Genomic DNA, 20,865 nt, shown 5'->3' on the forward strand with positions numbered 1-20,865 from the left:
CATATGCGGACCAAGGTTCGTATCGGGAGCAGTTTTTTTTATGACTGCTATTGTCTGTACAATGATCGCATACTTGTCTACTTCCGCTCATATTTATGAATAAACAAGCCGTCAGGGTGGCGATGGAGCGGGGAGGAACGAAGTATGCAGTCAAGGGACGAGCTTAAACATAGGAAACAGCAGAAAACGAATGATTTCAGGGAACAGCCTAATTTTGATGAAGATGCCCGCGAGCTGGATCCCGAGAAGGTATGGAAAACGAATCCTAATCACTGGGCTAGCTGGAATGAGGATAAAGGAGCTTTTGATAGGCGCAGCTATGTCAGAGGGTCTGAAAAACAGAATAGCAGGGAGCCGCATGATAAGCTAGTCAAGCACTCCTTTCGCAAAGAGCTGCAATGGAAGCTTCTTATCGCTTTGCTGCTGTTCGCGGCTATTTGGACCATGTTTCGTTATGATAACGAATGGACACTTCAAGGGCAATCACTAGTGAAGCAGGCATTAACGCATGAGATTGACTTTGCGGCGGCGGCGGCGTGGTATAAAGAGCATTTCGCAGGAGCTCCTACCTTTATTCCTATATTTCAGGATGAATCGCAAACAGCAATCGGAGCGGATGGTACGGTTATGCTGCCTATTGTAGCTCCAATGGCCGGCGGGTCGCTTGTTCGAACCTTTGCGGAGCTGCTTAATGGAGTGGAACTCGCGGGTGAGTCGGAGCAGCCTGTCGTTGCTGTGGAAACGGGACGTGTGCTGCTGTTGAACGATCAGGCAGAAGACGGCTCGACAGTAGTTATCCAGCATGCAAATCAGCGCGTTACGGTGTATGGAAAGCTGGGGTTTACCGAGGTTAACGTGAATGATTGGGTCGAAGCAGGCGAACCAATCGGCAAGCTGCAGAAGGCGGAGGACGAACAGCCTAGCTTGCTTTATTTTGCCGTGAAGCAAAATGATCGGTACGTCGATCCTATGGGCGTGATTCCGATTGATTAAATGGAGGGGAATAAGGTGGTCCGTCCATCCCCTATTCGTTATCATCATGATCGGGTCCGTCATGACAGGCTTCTTCGCCGAGCTGATCACATTGTTTTTGCTTGTTCTTGTACACGAGCTTGGTCATGTCATTGTGGCGCGCGGCTTCGGCTGGACGGTGCGGGAAGTGAAGCTGCTGCCATTCGGAGGCGTTGTTGAGGTCGAGGAGGCCGGCGGATTACCGGCGAAGGAGGAGGCGCTCGTTGCGATCGCCGGACCGCTGCAAAATGTATGGATGGGACTCGCGGCCTGGGCTTGCGGCGAGCTCGGCCTGTGGGAGCCGGCTTGGGCGATGTATGTTTGGAAAGCGAATGTGATGCTCGGATTGTTTAACCTGCTCCCTATTTATCCGCTTGATGGAGGAAAGCTGCTGCAGGCGGCGCTAAGCTATATGGTCAATTATTATAATATGCTTCTATGGTCGGCTAGAATCAGTATTTTATTTAGTATAGTTATGGTTATTGTCTCTTTGCTGCCCCTGCTGCTTTATGAAGATGGTGTTCAACTCAATTTGATGATTGTTGGTTTATTTTTGATTGTATCGAACTGGACGTATTATCGGAATGTGCCTTATTTGTTCTACCGCTTTCTTATGCATAGGGGGCGGGTGGAGAGGGTTGCTTTATCGAGTGGGCATTTAGCAAGTCCAATTATTGTGAATGGCAGCCAGTCGATTCTATCCGTTGCAAGATTATTCCGACGTGAACGGTATCATCTTATTTATATGGCAGAGTCCCTTAGCAAAGAGGTTAAAGTGTTGCCGGAGCAGAAAATTGTTGAAGATTGTCTGTCGGGGGGGGATCCAGGTCGTGCAGTATTGGAGCTTTTCAGGTAGAATGGATGAAAAGCTTACTGGCAGGTGATGCTCGGGAATGAAGCAAATGTTAATGCATGCTCATGGGGAAATGCTGCAAACCGCCATATTGGAAGATGGTAGACTGGTCGAATTTTTTATGGAAAAATCAAAAGCCAGCAGCTTAGTTGGCAATATTTATAAAGGGCGCGTAGTCAACGTGCTTCCTGGCATGCAGGCTGCTTTCGTCGATATCGGGCTATCGAAAAACGCTTTTCTGTATATTGATGAGCTGCTGCATCCGCATTTGGAAAAGCAGCCGAAGCAGAAGCCGGCTATCCAGGAGGTTGTCAGGCCATGGCAGGAGCTGACCGTACAGATTTTGAAGGAGCCGATTGGCGGCAAAGGCGCCCGTGTTACGACACATTTCTCGCTGCCGGGACGATGGCTTGTTTATATGCCGCATGCAGATTATGTAGGCGTTTCGAAGAGGGTCAGTACTGAAAGCGAACGGGTACGGCTGCGCGCTATAGGCGAAAATCTGCGCGAGCAGGAAGAAGGCATTATTATGCGTACGGCAGCAGAAGGAGAAAACGAGACTTCTCTCCATACGGATGTGTCGCAATCCCGGGAGCTGTGGCATGCGATTGAGGCCCGTGCGAAGCAGGCGAAAGCGCCAGCAGAATTGCATCGGGAAGCAGGCCTAATGCGGCGAACGTTCCGTGATACGTTAAAGCCCGATATTGATGAAATATGGATAGATGATGCATCAAGCTACGAGGAAGCGTCAGCCCTCCTGCAGGAGCTTACGCCGAAGCTGCTCGAACGGTTGAAACGTTATGAGTCCAGGCATGGAGCGTCCTTGTTCGAAGTCTTTCAAGTAACAGAGCAGATTGCTAATGCTTTCGATCGGCGTATCGCTTTGCCTAGCGGCGGTCATCTCGTATGGGAAGAGACGGAGGCGCTGACGGTTATCGATGTGAACACCGGCAAGTATACAGGAACATCGGATCTCGAGGATACCGTATTTCGGACAAACCTGGAGGCGGCTGAAGAAATCGCAAGACTGCTTCGGATTAGAGATGTCGGCGGCATCATTATTATAGATTTTATAGATATGCTGCAGGAGGAGCACCGTACAGAAGTGATGCAGAGCATGACAGAGAAGGTGCGTCTGGATCAAACGAAATGTTCAATTCTAGGCTGGACCAGGCTTGGATTACTGGAGCTGACACGGAAAAAGGTACGCGAAAATGCGGTTCATCAGCTATGGGATCGTTGTCCAAGCTGCGGCAAACCAGGCAAAGGGCACTCCTATTTGAAATAGATTTGTCATTTTAAGAGATAAACAATTGAATTGGCTTGCACAGTATGATAAACTGTTCAGGTGTGTGTCTCGTACTTCATTGTTAACGAGATGTACAAGTACCGCTCCGATCGGGTTTTTAAGCGTTAGCGGCTCGCGCCGTGGGCCACCTGGATTAGGCGAGTCTTCGAAAATAAGGAGGTGCACCAACAATGTTCGCAATTATTGAAACTGGCGGTAAGCAATACAAAGTTCAGGAGGGCGATGTAATCTACATCGAGAAACTGGACACAAACGCAGGCGATAGCGTAACATTTGATCGTGTTTTGGCTGTTTCCAAGGGTGATGGTCTTGTGACTGGAACTCCACTTGTTTCTGGCGTGTCGGTTTCCGGCAAAGTCGAGAAGCAAGGCCGTGGCCAAAAGATCATTGTTTACAAATACAAAGCCAAAAAGAACTACCGTCGCAAGCAAGGTCATCGTCAACCGTTCACGAAAGTAACAATCGAGAAAATCCAAGCGTAAGAGGAATTTCTTATGATTAATGTTACGATCGTGCGGAGAGCCGCTGACAGACGAATCGTATCATTTGCGGTCGAAGGACATGCTAAATATGCGAAGCCCGGCAAGGATATTGTATGCGCGGGCGTATCGGCCATTTCGGTCGGTACCGTCAATGCAATCGAAGCTTTGGCAGGAGAAGAGCTTCCTTACAAGATGAAGAACGGCTGGCTGTCATCGGATATTCCGGTGCTGGCAGACGAGGCTTCGGATGGTCGGATGCAGCTGCTGCTTGAGTCGATGGTCGTTATGCTCGACACTATTGTCAAATCTTACGGCAAGCATGTCGTAATTCATGAACTTCTTACAGCGTAAGCTTACGAAGTAGGTTTGCTTCACAAACCTAAGCTTATGCTTACGGAGTAGGTTTGCTTCACAAACCTTAAGAAGGAGGGAAATACTATGTTGAAATTGAATCTTCAGCTCTTCGCTTCGAAGAAAGGTGTAGGTTCCACGAAGAACGGACGTGACTCGCAGTCGAAGCGCCTTGGCGCTAAGCGTGCTGACGGTCAAACCGTATCGGCTGGAAGCATCTTGTTCCGTCAACGCGGAACAAAAATTCACCCAGGCACCAATGTGGGCATCGGGAAAGACGATACGCTTTATGCGAAAGTAGAAGGCGTAGTGAAGTTTGAACGTTGGGGACGCGATCGCAAAAAAGTGAGCGTATACCCTGTTGATCTGGCACCGGTAGCCGCAGCAGTAGAAGCTTAATACAAAATCCCGGCCTGCATCGTTAGGCCGGGTTTTTTATTTCAGCTTGGATGACCGTTTGTTGGACGCGTGATATACTGGATAAGCAAGGAAATACAATGAAAGTAGGTTTAATCGATGGGACGCTTATCAATGGCGAAGTATTATGCGGCCGCAACAGTCTTATTACCTTGCGTTGCTGTACTTATTTGGCCTTCAAAAGTGTGGTTAACTGCTGTATTTCTTGTTTGGCTTGTTGCTGCTGCGATTTACTGGATACGGACCGAACGAAAAGAACATGCAGAGCGGACTGCGCGGACAATTGACTCCCTGCAAACATCAGCGATAAGAACGCTTAATCATCATCGGCATGACTGGATGAATGATTTGCAGGTGCTTTACGGATATATTCGGCTTAAAAAATTGGATAAAACGATCGAATATGTGGAGAAAATAAGTGAAAGAATGGCTGTTGAGAGCAGTATCTCTAAATTAGGCGTTCCTTCGTTGATTAGTTATATTCAATCGTTCCGGACAATTTCGAATAATCTGGAGCTGCAGGTTATCATTAAAGGCGAAGTATATTTAAACGAAATAACGGCGGAAGCCGATCAAATAGCAGATACACTTATACATACGATTAATGCTTATCGATTTGCGGCGAAGCCGGGCCACGGGGATGTTGCCGTTCTTAAGCTGGAGCTGTCGCTTGATGATGATGCATTGTATGCCGCTTTTTATTATGAAGGCGAGTTAATGAATGAGCAACAATGGAAGCAAAAAATACAACAGCAGTTGGAAGGCGCGCGAATGCAGCCAATCAGCTTCGAGCAGCCATATGACAAGGTGCTGCTGAGGGCAGAAATGCGCGTATGAACGGGGGCAAAATATGTTTGTCGATAAAGCGAAGATTTTTGTAAAAGGCGGCGACGGCGGTGATGGAATCGTATCCTTCCGACGTGAGAAGTATGTCGAGAACGGCGGTCCAGCAGGCGGCGATGGCGGACGCGGCGGAGATCTGATTTTCCAAGTGGATGAGGGTCTGCGAACCTTGATGGATTTCCGCTATCAGAAGCATTTTAAGGCAGATCGCGGAGAACGCGGCAAAGTAAAGGGTATGCACGGGGCAGGCGCTGAGGATACGATTGTACGCATACCTCCTGGAACCGTTATTATTGACGATGATACGCAAGAAATTATCGCCGATATGACACGTCACGGTCAACAGATCGTTATCGCAAAGGGCGGACGCGGGGGACGCGGCAACATTCGATTTGCTACGCAAAGCAACCCGGCACCATACATTTCCGAGAACGGCGAGGAAGGTCAGGAACGTTGGGTCGTGCTGGAGATGAAGGTAATGGCCGACGTAGGACTGGTAGGCTTCCCAAGCGTGGGCAAGTCAACACTGCTGTCGGTTGTGTCTGGAGCAAAGCCGAAGATTGGCGCGTATCATTTCACAACCATTACGCCCAACCTTGGCGTTGTAGATGTCGGGGATGGCCGAAGTTTCGTCATGGCTGACCTTCCGGGCTTAATTGAAGGGGCGCATGAGGGCGTAGGGCTTGGACATGAATTTCTCCGTCATGTGGAGCGGACTCGTGTCATTATTCATGTCATTGACATGGCTGCCTCTGAAGGGCGGGACCCTTTTGACGACTGGCTGAAAATTAATGAGGAGCTTGTGCTGTACAACGAGAAGCTTGCTGAGCGTCCGCAAATAATTGCAGCTAACAAAATGGACATGCCTGATGCACAAGAGCAGCTTGAGCTGTTTAAGCAGCAGCTGGAGGAAGCGCGCGGAGATCGTGAATATGTGATTGTGCCAATCTCTTCCTTAACGAAGCAGGGTATTCAAGAGCTGCTTTACAAGGCAGCTGACGTGCTTGATACGGTCTCTGAGCAGGTAGAGATTGAGGATGTGAAGGACGTTGCTGAACGTAAGGTTTATACGTATGAGAAGCGTGAAGAGACGACCTTTACGATCCACAAGGAAAATGAAGAGTTCGTTGTCGAAAGCAAAGGCATCGAAAATTACATGAAACGCATGAATTTGAATTCCTACGATGCGGTTATGCGTTTTGCGCGTACGCTGCGCAAGATGGGTGTTGACGCAGCACTTCGTAAAAAGGGTGCGAAGGATGGCGACATGGTTCGCATTGGCGACTTTGCTTTTGAATTTTTTGAAGGTAATGACTACGACCCGAATGCATAAAATTTGTTTTCACATATTGATGCGGAAAAGACGGCTAGATGCCGTCTTTTCTCATTTTACCTATTGCCCCTGACGACTTATTTCGATATAATGTCCACTATAGGTGAACAATTGTCTTTTTGAGGAGGACGTATAGTGAATAACCGCTATTATGTCGTTCGGGAGGACATTTTGCCGGAAGCTATAATAAAGACGATACAAGTGAAGGAGATGCTTAGCCGGGGCGATGCAGCCACTGTCCATGAGGCGGTTGAGCGTGCGGGCTTGAGCCGGAGCGCCTTTTATAAGTATAAGGATGGCGTCTATGCGCTTAACGAGCTGGAGAGAGAGAGAATCGCAACTATCTCGATGGATTTAGAGCATCGGTCAGGCGTACTCTCGAATGTGCTCAGCATGGTTGCAAGTATGGAGGGAAATGTGCTGACGATGAATCAGACAATTCCGCTGCAGGGCTTTGCGAACGTCGTCATCTCAGTTGATATTTCACAGCTTTCCGGGGAATTGTCAGCGCTGGTCGATATGCTCCGCAGCCAAGCTGGCGTGCGTAAAGCATCGGTCATCGGTCAAGGATAACAAGAGAAGCTATGGAGGGAATATATGAAGCCGGTTAAAGTAGGATTATTAGGTTTAGGTACTGTAGGAACAGGTGTAGTTCGGATTGTAGAGGGACACCAGGATGACCTGGCAAGTCAGGTTGGCTCGCCGATCGTCATTGAGAAGGTGCTTGTACAGAACAAAAGCAAATCGCGTAATATTCCGATTTCAGCAGATAAGCTGACGGAGGACCCGTGGGAAATTATTCGTCATCCCGAGATTGACGTTATCGTCGAAGTGATGGGCGGCATTACGCACACGAAGGAATTAATACTGGAGGCGCTTGAGCGCGGCAAGCATGTCATTACAGCGAACAAGGATTTGATGGCGCTGCACGGTCCGGAAATTTTGGCCAAAGCGCATGAGCATCGCTGCGACGTATTGTATGAAGCGAGCGTAGCCGGCGGTATTCCGATTATCCGTACGCTGGTTGAAGGCTTCTCCTCTGACCGCATTACGAAGATCATGGGAATTGTGAACGGTACGACGAACTTTATTTTATCAAAAATGAGCCAGGAAGGCGCATCCTATTTGGATGTGCTTAAAGAAGCACAGGAGCTCGGCTATGCGGAAGCGGATCCGACTTCGGATGTCGAGGGGCTTGATGCCGCTCGTAAAATGACGATTCTTGCGACGATCGGCTTCCGTGCCAACGTTGCGCTTGAAGATGTAGCTGTGCAGGGCATTTCTTCTGTGAGCAAAGAGGATATTTTGTATGCGAAGCGTCTGGGCTACGAAGTGAAGCTGCTTGGCATCGCAGAGCGTCAGGATGATCTTATCAGTATTAGCGTACAGCCGACGATGGTGAAGCAGTCACATCCAATCGCATCGGTTAACGGCGTGTTTAATGCGGTGTATGTGTACGGCGAAGCGGTAGGCGAGACGATGTTCTACGGTGCAGGAGCTGGTGAGCTTCCGACGGCAACATCCATCGTATCCGATCTGGTAGCTGTCGTGAAAAACCTGAAGCTTGGCGTAAATGGAATGCAGGGAAGCCTTGCTTATAAAGAGAAGAAGCTGAAAACAGACGAGCAAATTTCGTCCAAATATTTTTTGCTGCTTCATGTTGCGGACCGCGCTGGCGTTCTTGCACGCATTACCCAGGTATTTGCAGACTTCGAGGTAAGCTTGGAATCTGTGCTGCAGCAGCCTAATCCATCCAATCCGGAAGCTGAAATTATTGTGATTACGCATGACGCGAACAAAGCGGCGATCCAGAAGGTACTGGCTAATTTCGAATCGCTCGACGTCGTTCATAAGGTGAAGAGCGTATATCGCGTTGAAGGTTAATGAATATGAATAATCGTAGAGTCATCGTAAAAATACCCGCAAGCACCGCCAATTTAGGTCCAGGCTTCGATACGCTTGGGATGGCGCTGTCGCTATACGCATGGATTGAGCTCAGCGTGGCTGAGCGCACCGAGTTTCAGCTGTTCGGCGAGCAGATGAAGGGTCTGCCGCGAGATAAGTCCAATCTGATCTATAAGGTTGCGCAGCTAGTCTTTAAGGAAGCGGGAGTGGATGTTCCGGAGCTGTCTATCACGATGTACAGCGATATTCCATTAACACGCGGACTTGGCAGCAGCGCATCAGCTATTGTTGGCTCATTGGTGGCCGCTAACGCTTTGATCGGAAGTCCGCTGTCTGATGATAAGCTGTTCCAGATGGCGACCGCGCTGGAAGGGCATCCTGATAATGTAGGCGCGTCATTATTCGGCGGTATTGTCGTCTCCGCATGGGACGGCGAGCGCGCTGATTATGTGCGGATTGAGCCGCACCATAAGCTGGATACGCTTGTTGCGATTCCAGCGTTCCAGCTGTCGACCGAGAAGGCGCGACATGCTCTGCCTTCACAGGTCAGCATGGCCGACGCTGTATTCAACGTCGGGCGCAGCTCCTTGCTAGTGGCCGCTTTAGCGAACGGCGAGCTGGGCATGATTCGTCATGCGATGAAGGATCGGCTGCACCAGCCCTACCGCGCAGCGTTAATTCCCGGCATGACAACGATTTTGGAGCGCGCGGCGGAGTTCGGTGCGCTTGGAGCAGCGCTGAGCGGAGCGGGGCCGACGCTCATTGCGTTTGTTGATGCCGACAGCCGAGATAAGTCTTCGTTGGAGAAGTTTTTGCTGCAGACGCTAAAGCAGGAAGGGATGCGCGCTGAGACGCTGTGGTTATCGCCATGTGTCCATGGGCCGCTCATTACAGTAGAGGACAGCTCTGCGCATTCCGCAATTCCGTTAATGGACCGGATAAAAGGAGAAGTTAAGGCATGAAGACGATTGCGGTATTGCCGGCAGGCTCAGTCTCCGATGAGTCGGCAAGAACTTTTTTTGGCGCGGAGGATGTGAACTGGAAATATCATCGGCTTATTTCCGATGTGTTCTTATCGACTGTGAACGGCGTCAGCGATTACAGCATCATTCCAATTGAGAATACGATTGAAGGCTCCGTTAGCTTGCATTTGGATTGGCTGGTGCACGAGGTGGACCTGCCCATCCAAGCGGAGTGGGTTTATCCATCAATCCAAAATCTGATCGGACACCAGTCGCTCCTTATGAAGGGCTCTGGTGAGGTGGATTATTCGCGTATAACAAAAGTGATAAGTCATCCGGTTGCGATCGCGCAATGCTTGCAATTTTTACGGGAGTATTTGCCTCATGCGGCAACAGAGCCAGTGAGCAGTACGGCTGAGGGCGTTCGTATCGTTCAAAATAATGCTGAAGCCGGCTGGGCAGCTATAGGCACATTGACTGCGGCAGCCAATGCCAAGCTTGATGTGTTAGCGTCCAGTATTACAGATCATAATAATAATTTCACACGTTTTTTGCTGGTTGGAAAGCAGCCTTATACGGCACGTCATTCCGAGAAACGGAAAACAAGTATACTGATCACTTTGCCGGAGGACTATCCGGGTGCGCTTCATCAGGTTCTATCCGCTTTTGCATGGCGCAAAATCAATTTGAGTCGTATCGAATCCCGTCCAACCAAAAAAAAGCTTGGCAATTATTATTTCTACATTGAGATTGAAATGGCACTTGATACGGTCCTGCTGCCTGCAGCGATCCAAGAAATCGAAGCCATTGGCTGCCAGGTTCGCATACTTGGAAGCTATCCTAGCTTCGCAGAGCTCATAAAAAGATAAGAAAGCTTTTATATAATGAGTTTCGTTGTACAAAGCCGAGTTCGCTTCCAAAAGCGAGCTCGGCTTTACTATTTTTTTCTGTTAAAGTGGCGACACCTGCCCATGTTCTGCATAGGATGTAAGGATTGATAGCAGGCATTAGCCGTGCCTGGTTATTCAGAACGTGACAGGAGGTTGTCAGCGAGTGAAAATTCATATGGTCAAAAAAGGCGATACCCTATACTTTATAAGTCAGAAGTATAATGTTTCGCTGGAAGAAATTTTGAAGCTGAATCCAGGAATTACGAACCCGAATGAAATTGATGTCGGCATGAAACTGAAAATTCCGTCCGATCAATCCGGAGGTCATGGAGGCGCCGGGGGCATGAACATCATGCATCAGCATGTCGTGAAGCAGGGCGATACGCTCTGGAAGCTATCCAAAGCATGGGGGATCCCTCTTGCGGATATGATCAAGGCAAACCCCCAGCTGAAAAATCCGAATGTACTGCTTACCGGTGAAATTGTGAACATTCCAAAGGCCGGCGAGGTTATGCAGGGAACGACTGTTGCGCATAGCGGCGGTGGCGGCGTGCATGCTTTGCACCCAAGCTCGATTATGCAGGGCGTTCAAGGGTGGGTAGGAAAGCTTTCGACAGCGCCAATCCTTGGGAAAACGCCCACAGCACCTAATGCAAACAAAGCGCCAACCGCACCAGTGGTGCCGGAAGCGCAGGTTGCCCCGCTCGCGCCTGTAGCTCCTGTGGCTCCTATTACTCCAAAGCCGGCAGCACCGGTTGAGGAGAAAAAGCCTGCTGCCCCGATTCAAGAAAATAAGCCGACAGCACCGGCTGAGGAGAAAAAGCCTGCCGCCCCGATTCAAGAGAATAAGCCAACAGCACCGGTTGAGCAAAAAAAGCCTGCTGCGCCGGTTCAAGAGAATAAGCCAACAGCTCCTGCTGTTAAGCCGTCAGCACCAGCGACATTAGCGACGCCAAAGGCTGCAGCTATTGAAACAGCCAAAAAAGCGCTGCCGATTGAAAAGCCTGTAGAGAAAAAGCTGAAGCCGATGCATGCCGAATATAATCCTAATGTAGATTTGTTTAAGCAGTATGGTATTCCAGCCACGGAAGCGATATCTTTGTATGATTTGCCTAAAGCGCCAGAAGCGTTCTCCCCTATTCAGCAGTCAGTTCATGGCGGTTATGGCTTTTATCAGCCAATGACGTTTCCTGCTCAAATGGTTCATGGTTATGACTATGGGTATGGACATGGACATGGCGGTTGGCAGCAGCCGGTTCCTTACGGTCACACAGTAAGTCCTCTGGGTGAAGTGAATGAGGCACCATTTGAATGTCCTCCAGGCACCGTATTTGTTGGCAGCTATCCATCACAGCCGGGATGGCCTAGCGAAGAAATGGTATCCCCGTTATCAGTAATGCCATATGAGGCGATGGTGTCGCCGTTCTCGACAATGCCGAACCAAGAAATGGTAATGCCGTTCTCCGCAATGCCGAACCAGGGCATGGTATCGCCGATGTCGGCCATGCCGAACCAGGGCATGGTATCGCCGATGTCGGCCATGCCGAACCAGGGCATGGTATCGCCGATGTCGGCCATGCCGAACCAGGGCATGGTATCGCCGATGTCGGCCATGCCGAACCAGGGCATGGTATCGCCGATGTCGGCCATGCCGAACCAGGGCATGGTATCGCCGATGTCGGCCATGCCAAACCAGGGTATGGTATCGCCGATGTCGGCCATACCGAACCAGGGCATGGTATCGCCGATGTCGGCCATGCCGAACCAGGGTATGGTATCGCCGATGTCGGCCATGCCGAACCAGGGCATGGTATCGCCAATGTCGGCCATGCCGAACCAAGGCATGGTGTCACCAATGAGTATGTATCCAGAGCATGATTATGTACACGGCTACGGACATGGCATGGTATCACCGGCAAATGCAGGGCCTGAGCTAAGCGGCTACGGCTATCCAACTGCAGGCTTGCCAGCTTATCCTCCTTATCAACCGTGGCCGCAAACGGCTGGTGCAGGCCACCATCCTCATAAATCCGATTGTGGCTGCAACGGACATCGCGAAGATACGAGTAAAGCTAACGTGTCAGGCTCAGAAACGCCAAAGACTGAGAAATTGAAGAAACAACGGAAAGTGGTAAAAAAAGCCGTTATCCGCACCGTAACAAGCAAACCAAAAAAACGCGGCAACCCGCCGTGGATAAATCGGTAATACGAAAAAAATGATGCAAGTTAAAGCTTTTGCAACCTCTAGAAATAGAGGGCGGAAGCTTTTTTTTATTTTTTAGGAGGGAATTTGAATAATGATGTAATATTGGAGCACACTATCAAAAAATATAATGAAGGGGTCTTCCTTATGATGGAATTCAGCCTTTGGAAAAACTTGAAAAAGCGTCTTCGCCGCAACCGTCGTCCGTTATGGACACTTGGCACCATTTTAATAGGCTTACTTATTGGTCCGCTAGTCCTTGGCTATGGAGGAGAGACTGCTGCGGCGGCTTCGCCAGACGCCAAGTTGAATCCTGTAATACAAATGCTGAAGCAGCAGAACGGGCCATTATCGGTAAAGCTCCGCCGTATATATGTATGCGGTGAAGAGCTGAAGCCGCTTGGCAGGATGATGAGCAAGCAGGTCGCAGAGCTTGTAGATGTTCATCCAGAGTGGGAAGTTAAGCTGAATGAAGAGAAGAGCGAGGTTTTTTTGGAGCAGTATGTAGACGACTTGTCTGAGCATTGCAAGGAAAATGCTTACATGGGAGTAAACAGCAGTGGTCATTTAACTCTATATGATGGCATCCCGAAGAAGGAAAAAGTTGTTCGTACCTTTTTTCAGTTGGATGTGCGCTATATGGAAAGCAGCTTGCCTCAAGATAAGCTGGACCAGCTTGTGAAAGGGATTCGGATCAGTGATATCGACGAATACAACAGTGTTTTGTCGACCTACAGCGACTTTGCGGTTGAGTATAACAAAAACGTTATGAAGCGTTCTTACTAGCTTTACAGCTAAGGGCGAACGAAGACCATACTTCAACAGTATGGTCTTCGTTTTGCGTTTATTCTCCTAAATATCAAACGCGCGTTCTCATTCTCTCCAACTTTTGCTATAATAGATAGGATGCTTTATTTTGAGGAGATGGCCCTTTGCGCGTTCTTGGTATCGACCCTGGTATTGCTATAGTTGGTTTTGGATTCATCGATAAAATTGGTCATAAGTTGACGCCTGTGCAATATGGGTCTATTCAGACGAAAGCCCATACGCCATCTGAGCAGCGTTTGCTGCAGGTATATGAATCTGCGTGCGCATTAATGGATAAATACAAGCCGGATGCTGTAGCCATAGAAAAGCTTTTTTTTAATCGCAACGTAACGACAGCCTTTGACGTAGCGCAGGCACGAGGAGTAGTCATATTGGCAGCAACACAGCGAGGCCTGTCCATTGGAGAATATACACCGCTGCAAGTCAAGCAGGCGGTAGTCGGATACGGCAAAGCAGAGAAAAAGCAGGTACAGGAAATGGTAAAGATGTTTCTTAACCTATCTGCTGTGCCGAAGCCGGACGATGTGGCGGATGCTCTTGCGATAGCGATTTGTCATGCGCATTCTTCAGTCATGACCGGAATAATGAATGAGGTGAAGCATACGTGATCGATTTTTTGAGGGGCCTTGTCGTTCATTATGAAACAGAGTATATCGTGCTGGACGTTAGAGATGTAGGCTATCGGGTTTTTACTCCTAATCCTTATGCCTTCGCAAAAAAGGAAGAGCAAGTGACCATATATATCCATCATAACGTGCGCGAGGATGCGATATTATTGTTCGGGTTCGAGACGAGAGAGGAGCAGACGCTGTTCCGCAAGCTGCTCGAGGTGACTGGCATTGGCCCGCGCGTCGCTTTAGGGATTTTGTCAGGCGGTCGTCCGGATGCGGTCATTGCCGCCATTCAGCAAGAAAATATAGCCTTTCTGACGAAGCTTCCAGGAATTGGAAAGAAGACTGCGCAGCGCATGATTCTGGACTTGAAGGACAAGCTGATCGGCGCAGGACTTGATGGCGGCTTATTGACAGCTGCAGGAATCCCACTGGATTTGTCAGCAAGCGGCACTTCCGGACAAGGTGCAGGAACGGCCTGGCAGGATGCGCGGGAGGGGCTTGCTGCTCTCGGCTATACGGCCGCTGAGCTAGATCGGGCGTGGAACGGTCTGCAAAGCAGCGTAACGGCAGAGGAAACAGTAGACTCCTTGATGAAGCGAGCGCTGCAGCAGCTCTTTAAAGGCTGATGGAGGGAGATGAACGAATGATGGATGATAGAATCATTTCCGCCAACCTGATGATGGAGGACCAGGCAGTGGAGCTTAGCTTGCGTCCCCGCTATTTGGCCGAATATATTGGTCAAACAAAGGCCAAAGAAAACTTGAAAATATATATAGAAGCTGCGAAAATGCGTAAGGAAGCATTGGATCATGTGCTGCTGTACGGTCCCCCGGGACTCGGTAAAACCACTTTATCCAATATTATTGCGAATGAGCTCGGCGTTAATCTGCGCACAACGTCAGGACCGGCAATTGAGCGCCCTGGCGATCTCGCGGCCATCTTGACTAATCTGCAGGAGGGCGATGTGCTGTTTATCGACGAGATTCACCGCTTGCATCGTACAGTGGAGGAAGTGCTATATCCGGCTATGGAGGACTTTGCGCTCGATATCATGATCGGGAAAGGCCCAAGCGCTCGTTCCGTCCGACTCGATTTGCCCCCTTTCACCATGATTGGAGCGACGACCAGAGCTGGCCTTCTCTCCGCGCCGCTGCGTGATCGCTTCGGCGTCGTTAGCAGACTTGAATTTTATTCAGTCGATGAGCTATCCTTTATCGTTGCCAGGACAGCTGAAATTTTGGATGTAAGCATCGTTGGCGAAGCAGCCTCAGAAATCGCGATGCGCTCACGAGGGACACCGCGAATTGCGAATCGCTTGCTTAAGCGTGTTAGGGATTTCGCACAGGTCAGGGGAGATGGCGTCATCACGCATGATATCGCTCGTTCAGCTCTCGAGCTGCTGCAGGTTGATCCGATGGGGCTGGACCATATCGATTACAAAATGCTGCATGCAATGATGACCACCTTCTCAGGCAGGCCAGTTGGGCTGGATACGATTGCGGCTACAATTGGCGAAGAAAGTCAAACGATTGAGGATGTGTACGAGCCTTACCTGATGCAGATCGGCTTTTTGCAGCGAACGCCGCGTGGCCGTATCGCGACAGATAGCGCTTATCGGCATTTAGGAATTCCCGTACCGGAGAGATAACGATGAACGATAAACCTCGACGCTTCGAGAAGCTGTTCATCATTTATGACGGTTATTGCAACCTTTGTCTTGCCTCTACTGCTAAGCTGAAAGAGCTGCCTAGTTATGCTGAACTGCATTTCATTCCTATTCAACAGCTTGATCAGGCTGAACTAGACAAACAGCTAATGCATGGCCTGCGTCAAGTAAAGCTTGAGACATTGTATGAGCAAATTCATGTCACCGATGACCAAGGTCATGTCTACGCGGGGGCAGATGGCGTCATTCGGATTTTGCGTACGGTGAAGGGATTCAGATGGATATCTGGCATTTACCGAATACCTGGGATGAAGCGGCTAGCTGACGCGATGTACCGCTATGTAGCCAAACGGAGATACGATTGGTTTGGCAGAACAGAGAAGAGCTGTTCAATACAAGGCTGCTAGTGGTCTTCAGATCGAAGGGAGAATGAAAAGCATGGCAACTAAACGGTCCATTAAACGAGCTGTAATGTTATCGATTACGATTTTATTGCTTGCTTCAGCTTGGAGAGGGGCACCTTCGCACGCTGCTGTCCCTAAGCTGGATCAAATTCGAGTAGCATTGTTTATGCAATTACCTGGGAAATATGATAGCACGACAGCTGCAGCAACCTTCTCGTCTGCAGGAGGGATAAAGGTTGGAACGGTACAGCCTGGTGGTATTAGCGATTGGTTTAGCATTGCTGGGGCGGAACAAGCTAGGTTCATGGTAGATGATTATAAAGTAAAAGTATATGAAGGCACTAATTTTGCAACCGCTTTGGCAGCAACCAAAAGATTACAAGCATTGAAGGGAGCAGCCTATCTTGTTTCGCTTTCCAAAAATGGTGCAGTCACCTATCAGGTTTTGGAGGGTACATATAAAAGCTCCGCAGAAGCAGCCGCTGCACAAGCCAAATGGTCAGCCGATAGTGAGTTGATGAGGCTTATTGGCAGCTTTCAATCGTTGCTTCATGGTCCGCTGCATCTCGAAACAGGACCGCTTGGAAGTAAAGCTGCCGCAATAACAGCGGCCAGAGCCTTCGGTTCAGCTGGTCTGGATGCGTATGTAACAGTCCGCAGTCCGCAAAAAGGCATAACAAACTATTCCGTAATGGTAGGAGCCGCTGTATCTTCAGCTGAGCTGGATTTAATAAAATTAGCGGCGGCAAATGTACAAGGCGGCGCCGGTTTGACAGCGGCTGATCAGCAAGCTCCTTACTTGATGCTTAGAAGTGAACACACAATTAGCGGTACAGCGAGCAGCAGCCTAGAGCTTTATTCGTTTGCAGGCGGCGATGCGAAGATAACGATTACGCCTGCAGGAGCTGATCCGATCAAGCTGATGGAGCGAAGCAATCGCACTTATCGTGGATTATTTGAGCTAAGCGTGCTGAATGGCCGCTTGGCGGTCGTCAATGAGTTGTCCTTCGAACACTACTTATATTCCGTAGTTGGAGTCGAGATGTATGCTTCTTGGCCCGCTGAGGCGTTGAAGGCTCAGGCTGTAGCTGCTCGCTCCTACGTCTTGAATAAGGGCTTCGGCTACCAAATCGCCCATGTCGTGGATACGACCTTGAGTCAGGCCTATTACGGGACTAGCTCAGAGGCTCCCTCCACCATTGCAGCTGTAGATGCCACAGCAGGCGAAGTAGCGCTCTACAACGGCAAAGTAATTGAAGCTCTATACTATGCTAATGCCGGCGGGATGACAGCGGATGCGAAGGAGGCATGGAATAATTCCATTCCCTATTTGCAGCCGGTTAAAAGCCCGGACGGCGCTTTAGAGGCTGGGTTGCGCAAGTGGTATAGAGTCGTTCTGCCAAGTGGAACAATCGGTTATATCCGAGAGGATTTGCTCAATGAGACAGGAAAGACGACTGCAGCAGGCAGTCAAGTGATGCAGGTCAATACAAACGGAACAAAGGTACGCAAGCATCCGGTTATTCAGGATACCCTTCCGCCTGTTGGTCAGGTGGATAGCGGAGCTCAGGTTGTCGTGCTGGAGAAAACAACCGAATCAAATTCGATGTCGTGGGTAAGGGGACCTTATACCGCGCAAGAAATGTTATCTGCAATTAATGCCAGAGTAAAGACGCCGCTTACGTCCGCAGTAAGGTCGCTGAAGGTTAGTCAGCGTGGCCCCTCAGGTCGAGTCATTGAAGTAACAGCCAATGGGCAAAAGCTGGATATTAGCAATCCTGATTCGTTGCGGGGAACGTTGGGTGTTCAAGGCTCCCTGCAGAGCACACTGTTTCAAATTGATGAGACAGCAAAAGTTGAGCTGCGTGGTGCAGGGGCTGCTGTAAGGTCAAAGCAGACGGACAGCGCACCTATTTATACGATAAGCGCAGGCGGAAAGGTAACCGAAGCGTCTAGCGCCAACTATTTTATCGTAGACGGCAGCGGCAATATCCGGGCTGCTTCAAAGGAGCCAGGGTTCCGTTTCATTGGAACAGGTAACGGACACGGTGTCGGATTATCACAATATGGAGCGTTAGGTTTGGCACAACAAGGGTATGACTACCAAAATATTTTGAAATACTACTACAAAGATGTAACCATCGCTAAGGAATGATTAAAACGATATGAACGTAGAATGGTTTAATTTTGAACTGCCGGAGCATTTGATCGCACAGACACCGTTAGAAGATCGCACAGCCTCGAGACTGCTTGCTTTAAACAAACAAACAGGCGAGCTGACGCACCATACCTTTACAGATTTGGAGCAATACGTTGGTGAAGGAGATGTGCTCGTACTAAACGATACGAGAGTCATCCCTGCACGTTTAATAGGCATGAAAAGCGATACGGGAGCAAAGGTCGAGCTGCTGCTGCTGAAGCAGCTCGCAGGAGACCGATGGGATGCGCTGGGCAAACCTGCCAAACGCTTGAAGATAGGAACGAAGCTGTCCTTTGGCGATGACGGAAACGGAAATCCGCTGCTCCGAGGAGTCATCGAGCAGGAAGGAGAGATGGGGGGGCGGATCATTCGTTTTGAATACGAGGGGATCTTTCAAGAACTGCTTGATCTTCTCGGCGAAATGCCTTTGCCACCTTACATCAAAGAAAGGCTTGAGGAGCGCGAGCGTTACCAGACGGTTTATTCGAGGAACGCAGGCTCCGCTGCGGCGCCAACGGCAGGACTGCATTTTACCACTGAGTTTCTAAGCAGGCTGCAAGCGAAGGGGGTTAAGCTCGCTTATGTGACGCTGCACGTGGGTCTAGGAACCTTTCGGCCGATGTCCGTCGATTTGGTCGAGGATCACGAAATGCATGCCGAATATTATGAGCTCGACGAGCATAATGCGCGAATGATTAATGAAGCCAAACAAAGCGGCGCGCGTATAATTGCTGTCGGTACAACCTCATCGAGAACGCTTGAGACGGTCGCTTCCCGCTTCGAAGGCAAGCCGATAGAGGCATGCAACGGATGGACATCCATTTTCATTTTTCCAGGCTATGAATTCAAGCTTGTGAATGCGCTGCTGACTAATTTTCATTTGCCTAAGTCTACGCTGGTCATGCTGGTAAGTGCGCTTGCAGGGCGTGATGCGGTTATACGGGCTTATGAAGAAGCGATTGCAAAGGAATATCGTTTTTTTAGCTTCGGCGATGCAATGTTTATTTACTAACTTAGGAATAGGAAGCGTGAAAAGTGGCTGTCAAATATGAATTAATTAAACAATGCAAGCAATCGGGGGCGCGCCTTGGACGCGTACACACACCGCATGGTGTCATAGAGACGCCAGCATTCATGCCGGTCGGGACCCAAGCTACTGTGAAGACAATGAGCCCGGAAGAGCTCAAGACGATGGATGCTCATATTATTTTGAGCAATACGTATCATTTGTTCCTTCGTCCCGGTCATGATATCGTCAAGAAAGCAGGCGGACTTCATAAATTTATGAACTGGGATCGTCCGATTCTGACTGACAGCGGCGGCTTTCAGGTGTTCAGTCTTAGTGAAATGCGCAAAATTACAGAGGAGGGCGTTCACTTTCGCTCTCACCTCAACGGCGACAAAAAGTTTCTATCACCCGAGGTGGCGATGGAGATTCAAAATGCGCTCGGCTCAGACATTATGATGGCGTTCGATGAGTGTCCGCCCTTCCCGGCTGAGCATGATTATGTAAAAAAATCGCTGGAACGCACAACTCGTTGGGCAGAGCGCTGCTTGCAAGCACATGCTAGACCGCATGATCAAGGCTTATTTGCTATTGTGCAGGGCGGAATGTACAAAGATTTGCGCATTCAGAGCGCAAATGATTTGACTTCCATGGATTTCCCGGGGTATGCTATTGGTGGACTGAGCGTTGGAGAGCCTAAGCATTTGATGTATGATGTGCTAGATTATACAGTTCCTATTCTGCCTGCAGGCAAACCTCGTTACTTGATGGGTGTAGGATCGCCGGATGCTCTGATTGAAGGCGCTATCCGAGGAATCGATATGTTCGATTGCGTTCTTCCTACTCGAATTGCCCGAAATGGGACAACGATGACAAGCCAAGGCAGATTAGTTATTCGCAACGCGAAGTACGCCGAGGATTTTGGCCCGCTTGATCCGGAATGCTCTTGTTATACATGCACGAACTATTCTCGTGCTTATATACGGCATTTGATTAAAGCGGATGAGACGTTTGGTATGCGTCTAACGACTTATCACAACCTGCATTTCTTACTTCAACTCATGCGGGACGTCCGGCAAGCGATTATGGAGGACCGGCTTCTTGATTTCCGGGATTCCTTCTTCACAAGCTACGGCCTGTTCGATAATGAGAAAGGATTTTGAAAGGGGGGATATCTATGTGGCTAGCAGGAGAAGCAGCAGGAGCAGGGAACATTTGGACGATGATTTGGCCGTTTATTCTTATGTTTGCGGTATTTTATTTCCTACTTATTCGTCCGCAGCAGAAGAAACAGAAGCAGCGTACGTCTATGCTGAACCAGATCAAAAAAGGCGATAAAATTACGACTATTGGCGGTCTGCATGGAACAGTTGCAGAACTGACTGATGATACAGTCGTAGTTCGTGTAAATGATACAACAAAAATGACATTTGAGCGCAGCGCAATCAACACGATTGTATCAAGTGCTCCAGCATTGGAAAAAGAGTAATTAAAAAAGAGAATGAAAAGAAGGGGCTGTCCAATAAGTCTCTAAAACAAAAAAAGTTGTGCGGAAAAACGTAATGTTTTCCGTCCAACTTTTTTTTGC

22 protein-coding genes and 1 other annotated feature are annotated in these 20,865 nt (G+C 49.2%); all 22 genes read left to right on the forward strand.

Features of this window, described 5'->3' with window-relative positions; all coding sequences use genetic code 11:
- Positions 1-144 precede the first annotated feature (144 nt).
- The 22 genes from ACO9K6_RS13775 (at position 145) to yajC (ending at position 20,766) form a co-directional block, all read left to right on the forward strand.
- Positions 145-993, forward strand: a complete 849-nt coding sequence (locus ACO9K6_RS13775) for a peptidoglycan DD-metalloendopeptidase family protein (RefSeq protein ID WP_424768140.1) — start codon at positions 145-147, stop codon at positions 991-993.
- On the forward strand, positions 986-1,867 hold the full coding sequence (locus tag ACO9K6_RS13780) for a M50 family metallopeptidase (RefSeq protein WP_424768141.1): 882 nt from the start codon (positions 986-988) through the stop codon (positions 1,865-1,867). Before ACO9K6_RS13775 ends, ACO9K6_RS13780 begins: the two co-directional genes overlap by 8 nt.
- A gap of 37 nt (positions 1,868-1,904) precedes the next feature.
- Positions 1,905-3,152 (forward strand): Rne/Rng family ribonuclease, encoded by a 1,248-nt coding sequence (locus tag ACO9K6_RS13785; RefSeq protein ID WP_424768142.1) that lies wholly within the window; start codon positions 1,905-1,907, stop codon positions 3,150-3,152.
- 86 nt (positions 3,153-3,238) lie between these two features.
- Positions 3,239-3,328: a sequence feature (ribosomal protein L21 leader region), on the forward strand.
- Positions 3,329-3,343: 15 nt separating this feature from the next.
- Positions 3,344-3,655, forward strand: coding sequence for a 50S ribosomal protein L21 (gene rplU / locus ACO9K6_RS13790; RefSeq protein ID WP_424768143.1), 312 nt, complete (start codon positions 3,344-3,346; stop codon positions 3,653-3,655).
- Between the two features lie 12 nt (positions 3,656-3,667).
- Positions 3,668-4,006 (forward strand): ribosomal-processing cysteine protease Prp, encoded by a 339-nt coding sequence (locus ACO9K6_RS13795; RefSeq protein ID WP_424768144.1) that lies wholly within the window; start codon positions 3,668-3,670, stop codon positions 4,004-4,006.
- A gap of 87 nt (positions 4,007-4,093) precedes the next feature.
- Entirely contained in the window at positions 4,094-4,405 is a 312-nt protein-coding gene (gene rpmA / locus ACO9K6_RS13800; RefSeq protein WP_046229372.1) for a 50S ribosomal protein L27, read from the forward strand.
- Positions 4,406-4,522: 117 nt separating this feature from the next.
- Entirely contained in the window at positions 4,523-5,260 is a 738-nt protein-coding gene (locus tag ACO9K6_RS13805) for a Spo0B domain-containing protein (protein WP_424768145.1), read from the forward strand.
- A gap of 13 nt (positions 5,261-5,273) precedes the next feature.
- Positions 5,274-6,599 carry a GTPase ObgE gene (gene obgE / locus ACO9K6_RS13810; protein WP_424768146.1) on the forward strand — a complete coding sequence of 442 codons (1,326 nt, stop codon included), beginning with the start codon at positions 5,274-5,276 and terminating at the stop codon, positions 6,597-6,599.
- Between the two features lie 135 nt (positions 6,600-6,734).
- Positions 6,735-7,172, forward strand: coding sequence for an ACT domain-containing protein (locus ACO9K6_RS13815; protein WP_424768147.1), 438 nt, complete (start codon positions 6,735-6,737; stop codon positions 7,170-7,172).
- Between the two features lie 24 nt (positions 7,173-7,196).
- Positions 7,197-8,483, forward strand: a complete 1,287-nt coding sequence (locus ACO9K6_RS13820) for a homoserine dehydrogenase (protein WP_424768148.1) — start codon at positions 7,197-7,199, stop codon at positions 8,481-8,483.
- Positions 8,484-8,488: 5 nt separating this feature from the next.
- On the forward strand, positions 8,489-9,466 hold the full coding sequence (thrB, locus tag ACO9K6_RS13825; protein WP_424768149.1) for a homoserine kinase: 978 nt from the start codon (positions 8,489-8,491) through the stop codon (positions 9,464-9,466).
- The gene (gene pheA, locus ACO9K6_RS13830; protein WP_424768150.1) at positions 9,463-10,335 is read left to right on the forward strand and encodes a prephenate dehydratase; all 873 of its coding nucleotides are present in this window, start codon (positions 9,463-9,465) and stop codon (positions 10,333-10,335) included. The genes thrB and pheA overlap by 4 nt, the downstream gene beginning before the upstream one ends.
- Positions 10,336-10,519: 184 nt before the next feature.
- Positions 10,520-12,562 carry a LysM peptidoglycan-binding domain-containing protein gene (locus tag ACO9K6_RS13835; RefSeq protein ID WP_424768151.1) on the forward strand — a complete coding sequence of 681 codons (2,043 nt, stop codon included), beginning with the start codon at positions 10,520-10,522 and terminating at the stop codon, positions 12,560-12,562.
- Positions 12,563-12,706: 144 nt separating this feature from the next.
- Positions 12,707-13,345: a BofC C-terminal domain-containing protein gene (locus ACO9K6_RS13840; RefSeq protein WP_424768152.1), complete on the forward strand. Its 639-nt coding sequence runs from the start codon at positions 12,707-12,709 to the stop codon at positions 13,343-13,345.
- 146 nt (positions 13,346-13,491) lie between these two features.
- Positions 13,492-13,995 (forward strand): crossover junction endodeoxyribonuclease RuvC, encoded by a 504-nt coding sequence (gene ruvC / locus ACO9K6_RS13845; RefSeq protein ID WP_424768153.1) that lies wholly within the window; start codon positions 13,492-13,494, stop codon positions 13,993-13,995.
- Complete coding sequence (gene ruvA / locus ACO9K6_RS13850; protein WP_424768154.1) at positions 13,992-14,627, forward strand: Holliday junction branch migration protein RuvA; 636 nt, start codon at positions 13,992-13,994, stop codon at positions 14,625-14,627. The genes ruvC and ruvA overlap by 4 nt, the downstream gene beginning before the upstream one ends.
- Before the next feature lie 20 nt (positions 14,628-14,647).
- A complete protein-coding gene (gene ruvB, locus ACO9K6_RS13855) occupies positions 14,648-15,649 on the forward strand; it encodes a Holliday junction branch migration DNA helicase RuvB (protein WP_424768162.1) in 1,002 nt (333 codons plus the stop codon).
- 2 nt (positions 15,650-15,651) lie between these two features.
- Positions 15,652-16,074, forward strand: a complete 423-nt coding sequence (locus tag ACO9K6_RS13860) for a thiol-disulfide oxidoreductase DCC family protein (protein ID WP_424768155.1) — start codon at positions 15,652-15,654, stop codon at positions 16,072-16,074.
- A gap of 31 nt (positions 16,075-16,105) precedes the next feature.
- Positions 16,106-18,226, forward strand: a complete 2,121-nt coding sequence (locus ACO9K6_RS13865) for a SpoIID/LytB domain-containing protein (protein ID WP_424768156.1) — start codon at positions 16,106-16,108, stop codon at positions 18,224-18,226.
- A 10-nt stretch (positions 18,227-18,236) separates the two neighbouring features.
- Positions 18,237-19,283, forward strand: a complete 1,047-nt coding sequence (queA, locus tag ACO9K6_RS13870; RefSeq protein WP_424768157.1) for a tRNA preQ1(34) S-adenosylmethionine ribosyltransferase-isomerase QueA — start codon at positions 18,237-18,239, stop codon at positions 19,281-19,283.
- A gap of 23 nt (positions 19,284-19,306) precedes the next feature.
- Positions 19,307-20,440 carry a tRNA guanosine(34) transglycosylase Tgt gene (tgt, locus tag ACO9K6_RS13875; RefSeq protein WP_424768158.1) on the forward strand — a complete coding sequence of 378 codons (1,134 nt, stop codon included), beginning with the start codon at positions 19,307-19,309 and terminating at the stop codon, positions 20,438-20,440.
- A 14-nt stretch (positions 20,441-20,454) separates the two neighbouring features.
- Positions 20,455-20,766: a preprotein translocase subunit YajC gene (gene yajC / locus ACO9K6_RS13880; protein WP_424768159.1), complete on the forward strand. Its 312-nt coding sequence runs from the start codon at positions 20,455-20,457 to the stop codon at positions 20,764-20,766.
- Positions 20,767-20,865 lie beyond the last annotated feature (99 nt).

Source organism: Paenibacillus praedii (assembly GCF_049725345.1).
Taxonomy (GTDB): Bacteria; Bacillota; Bacilli; order Paenibacillales; family Paenibacillaceae; genus Pristimantibacillus.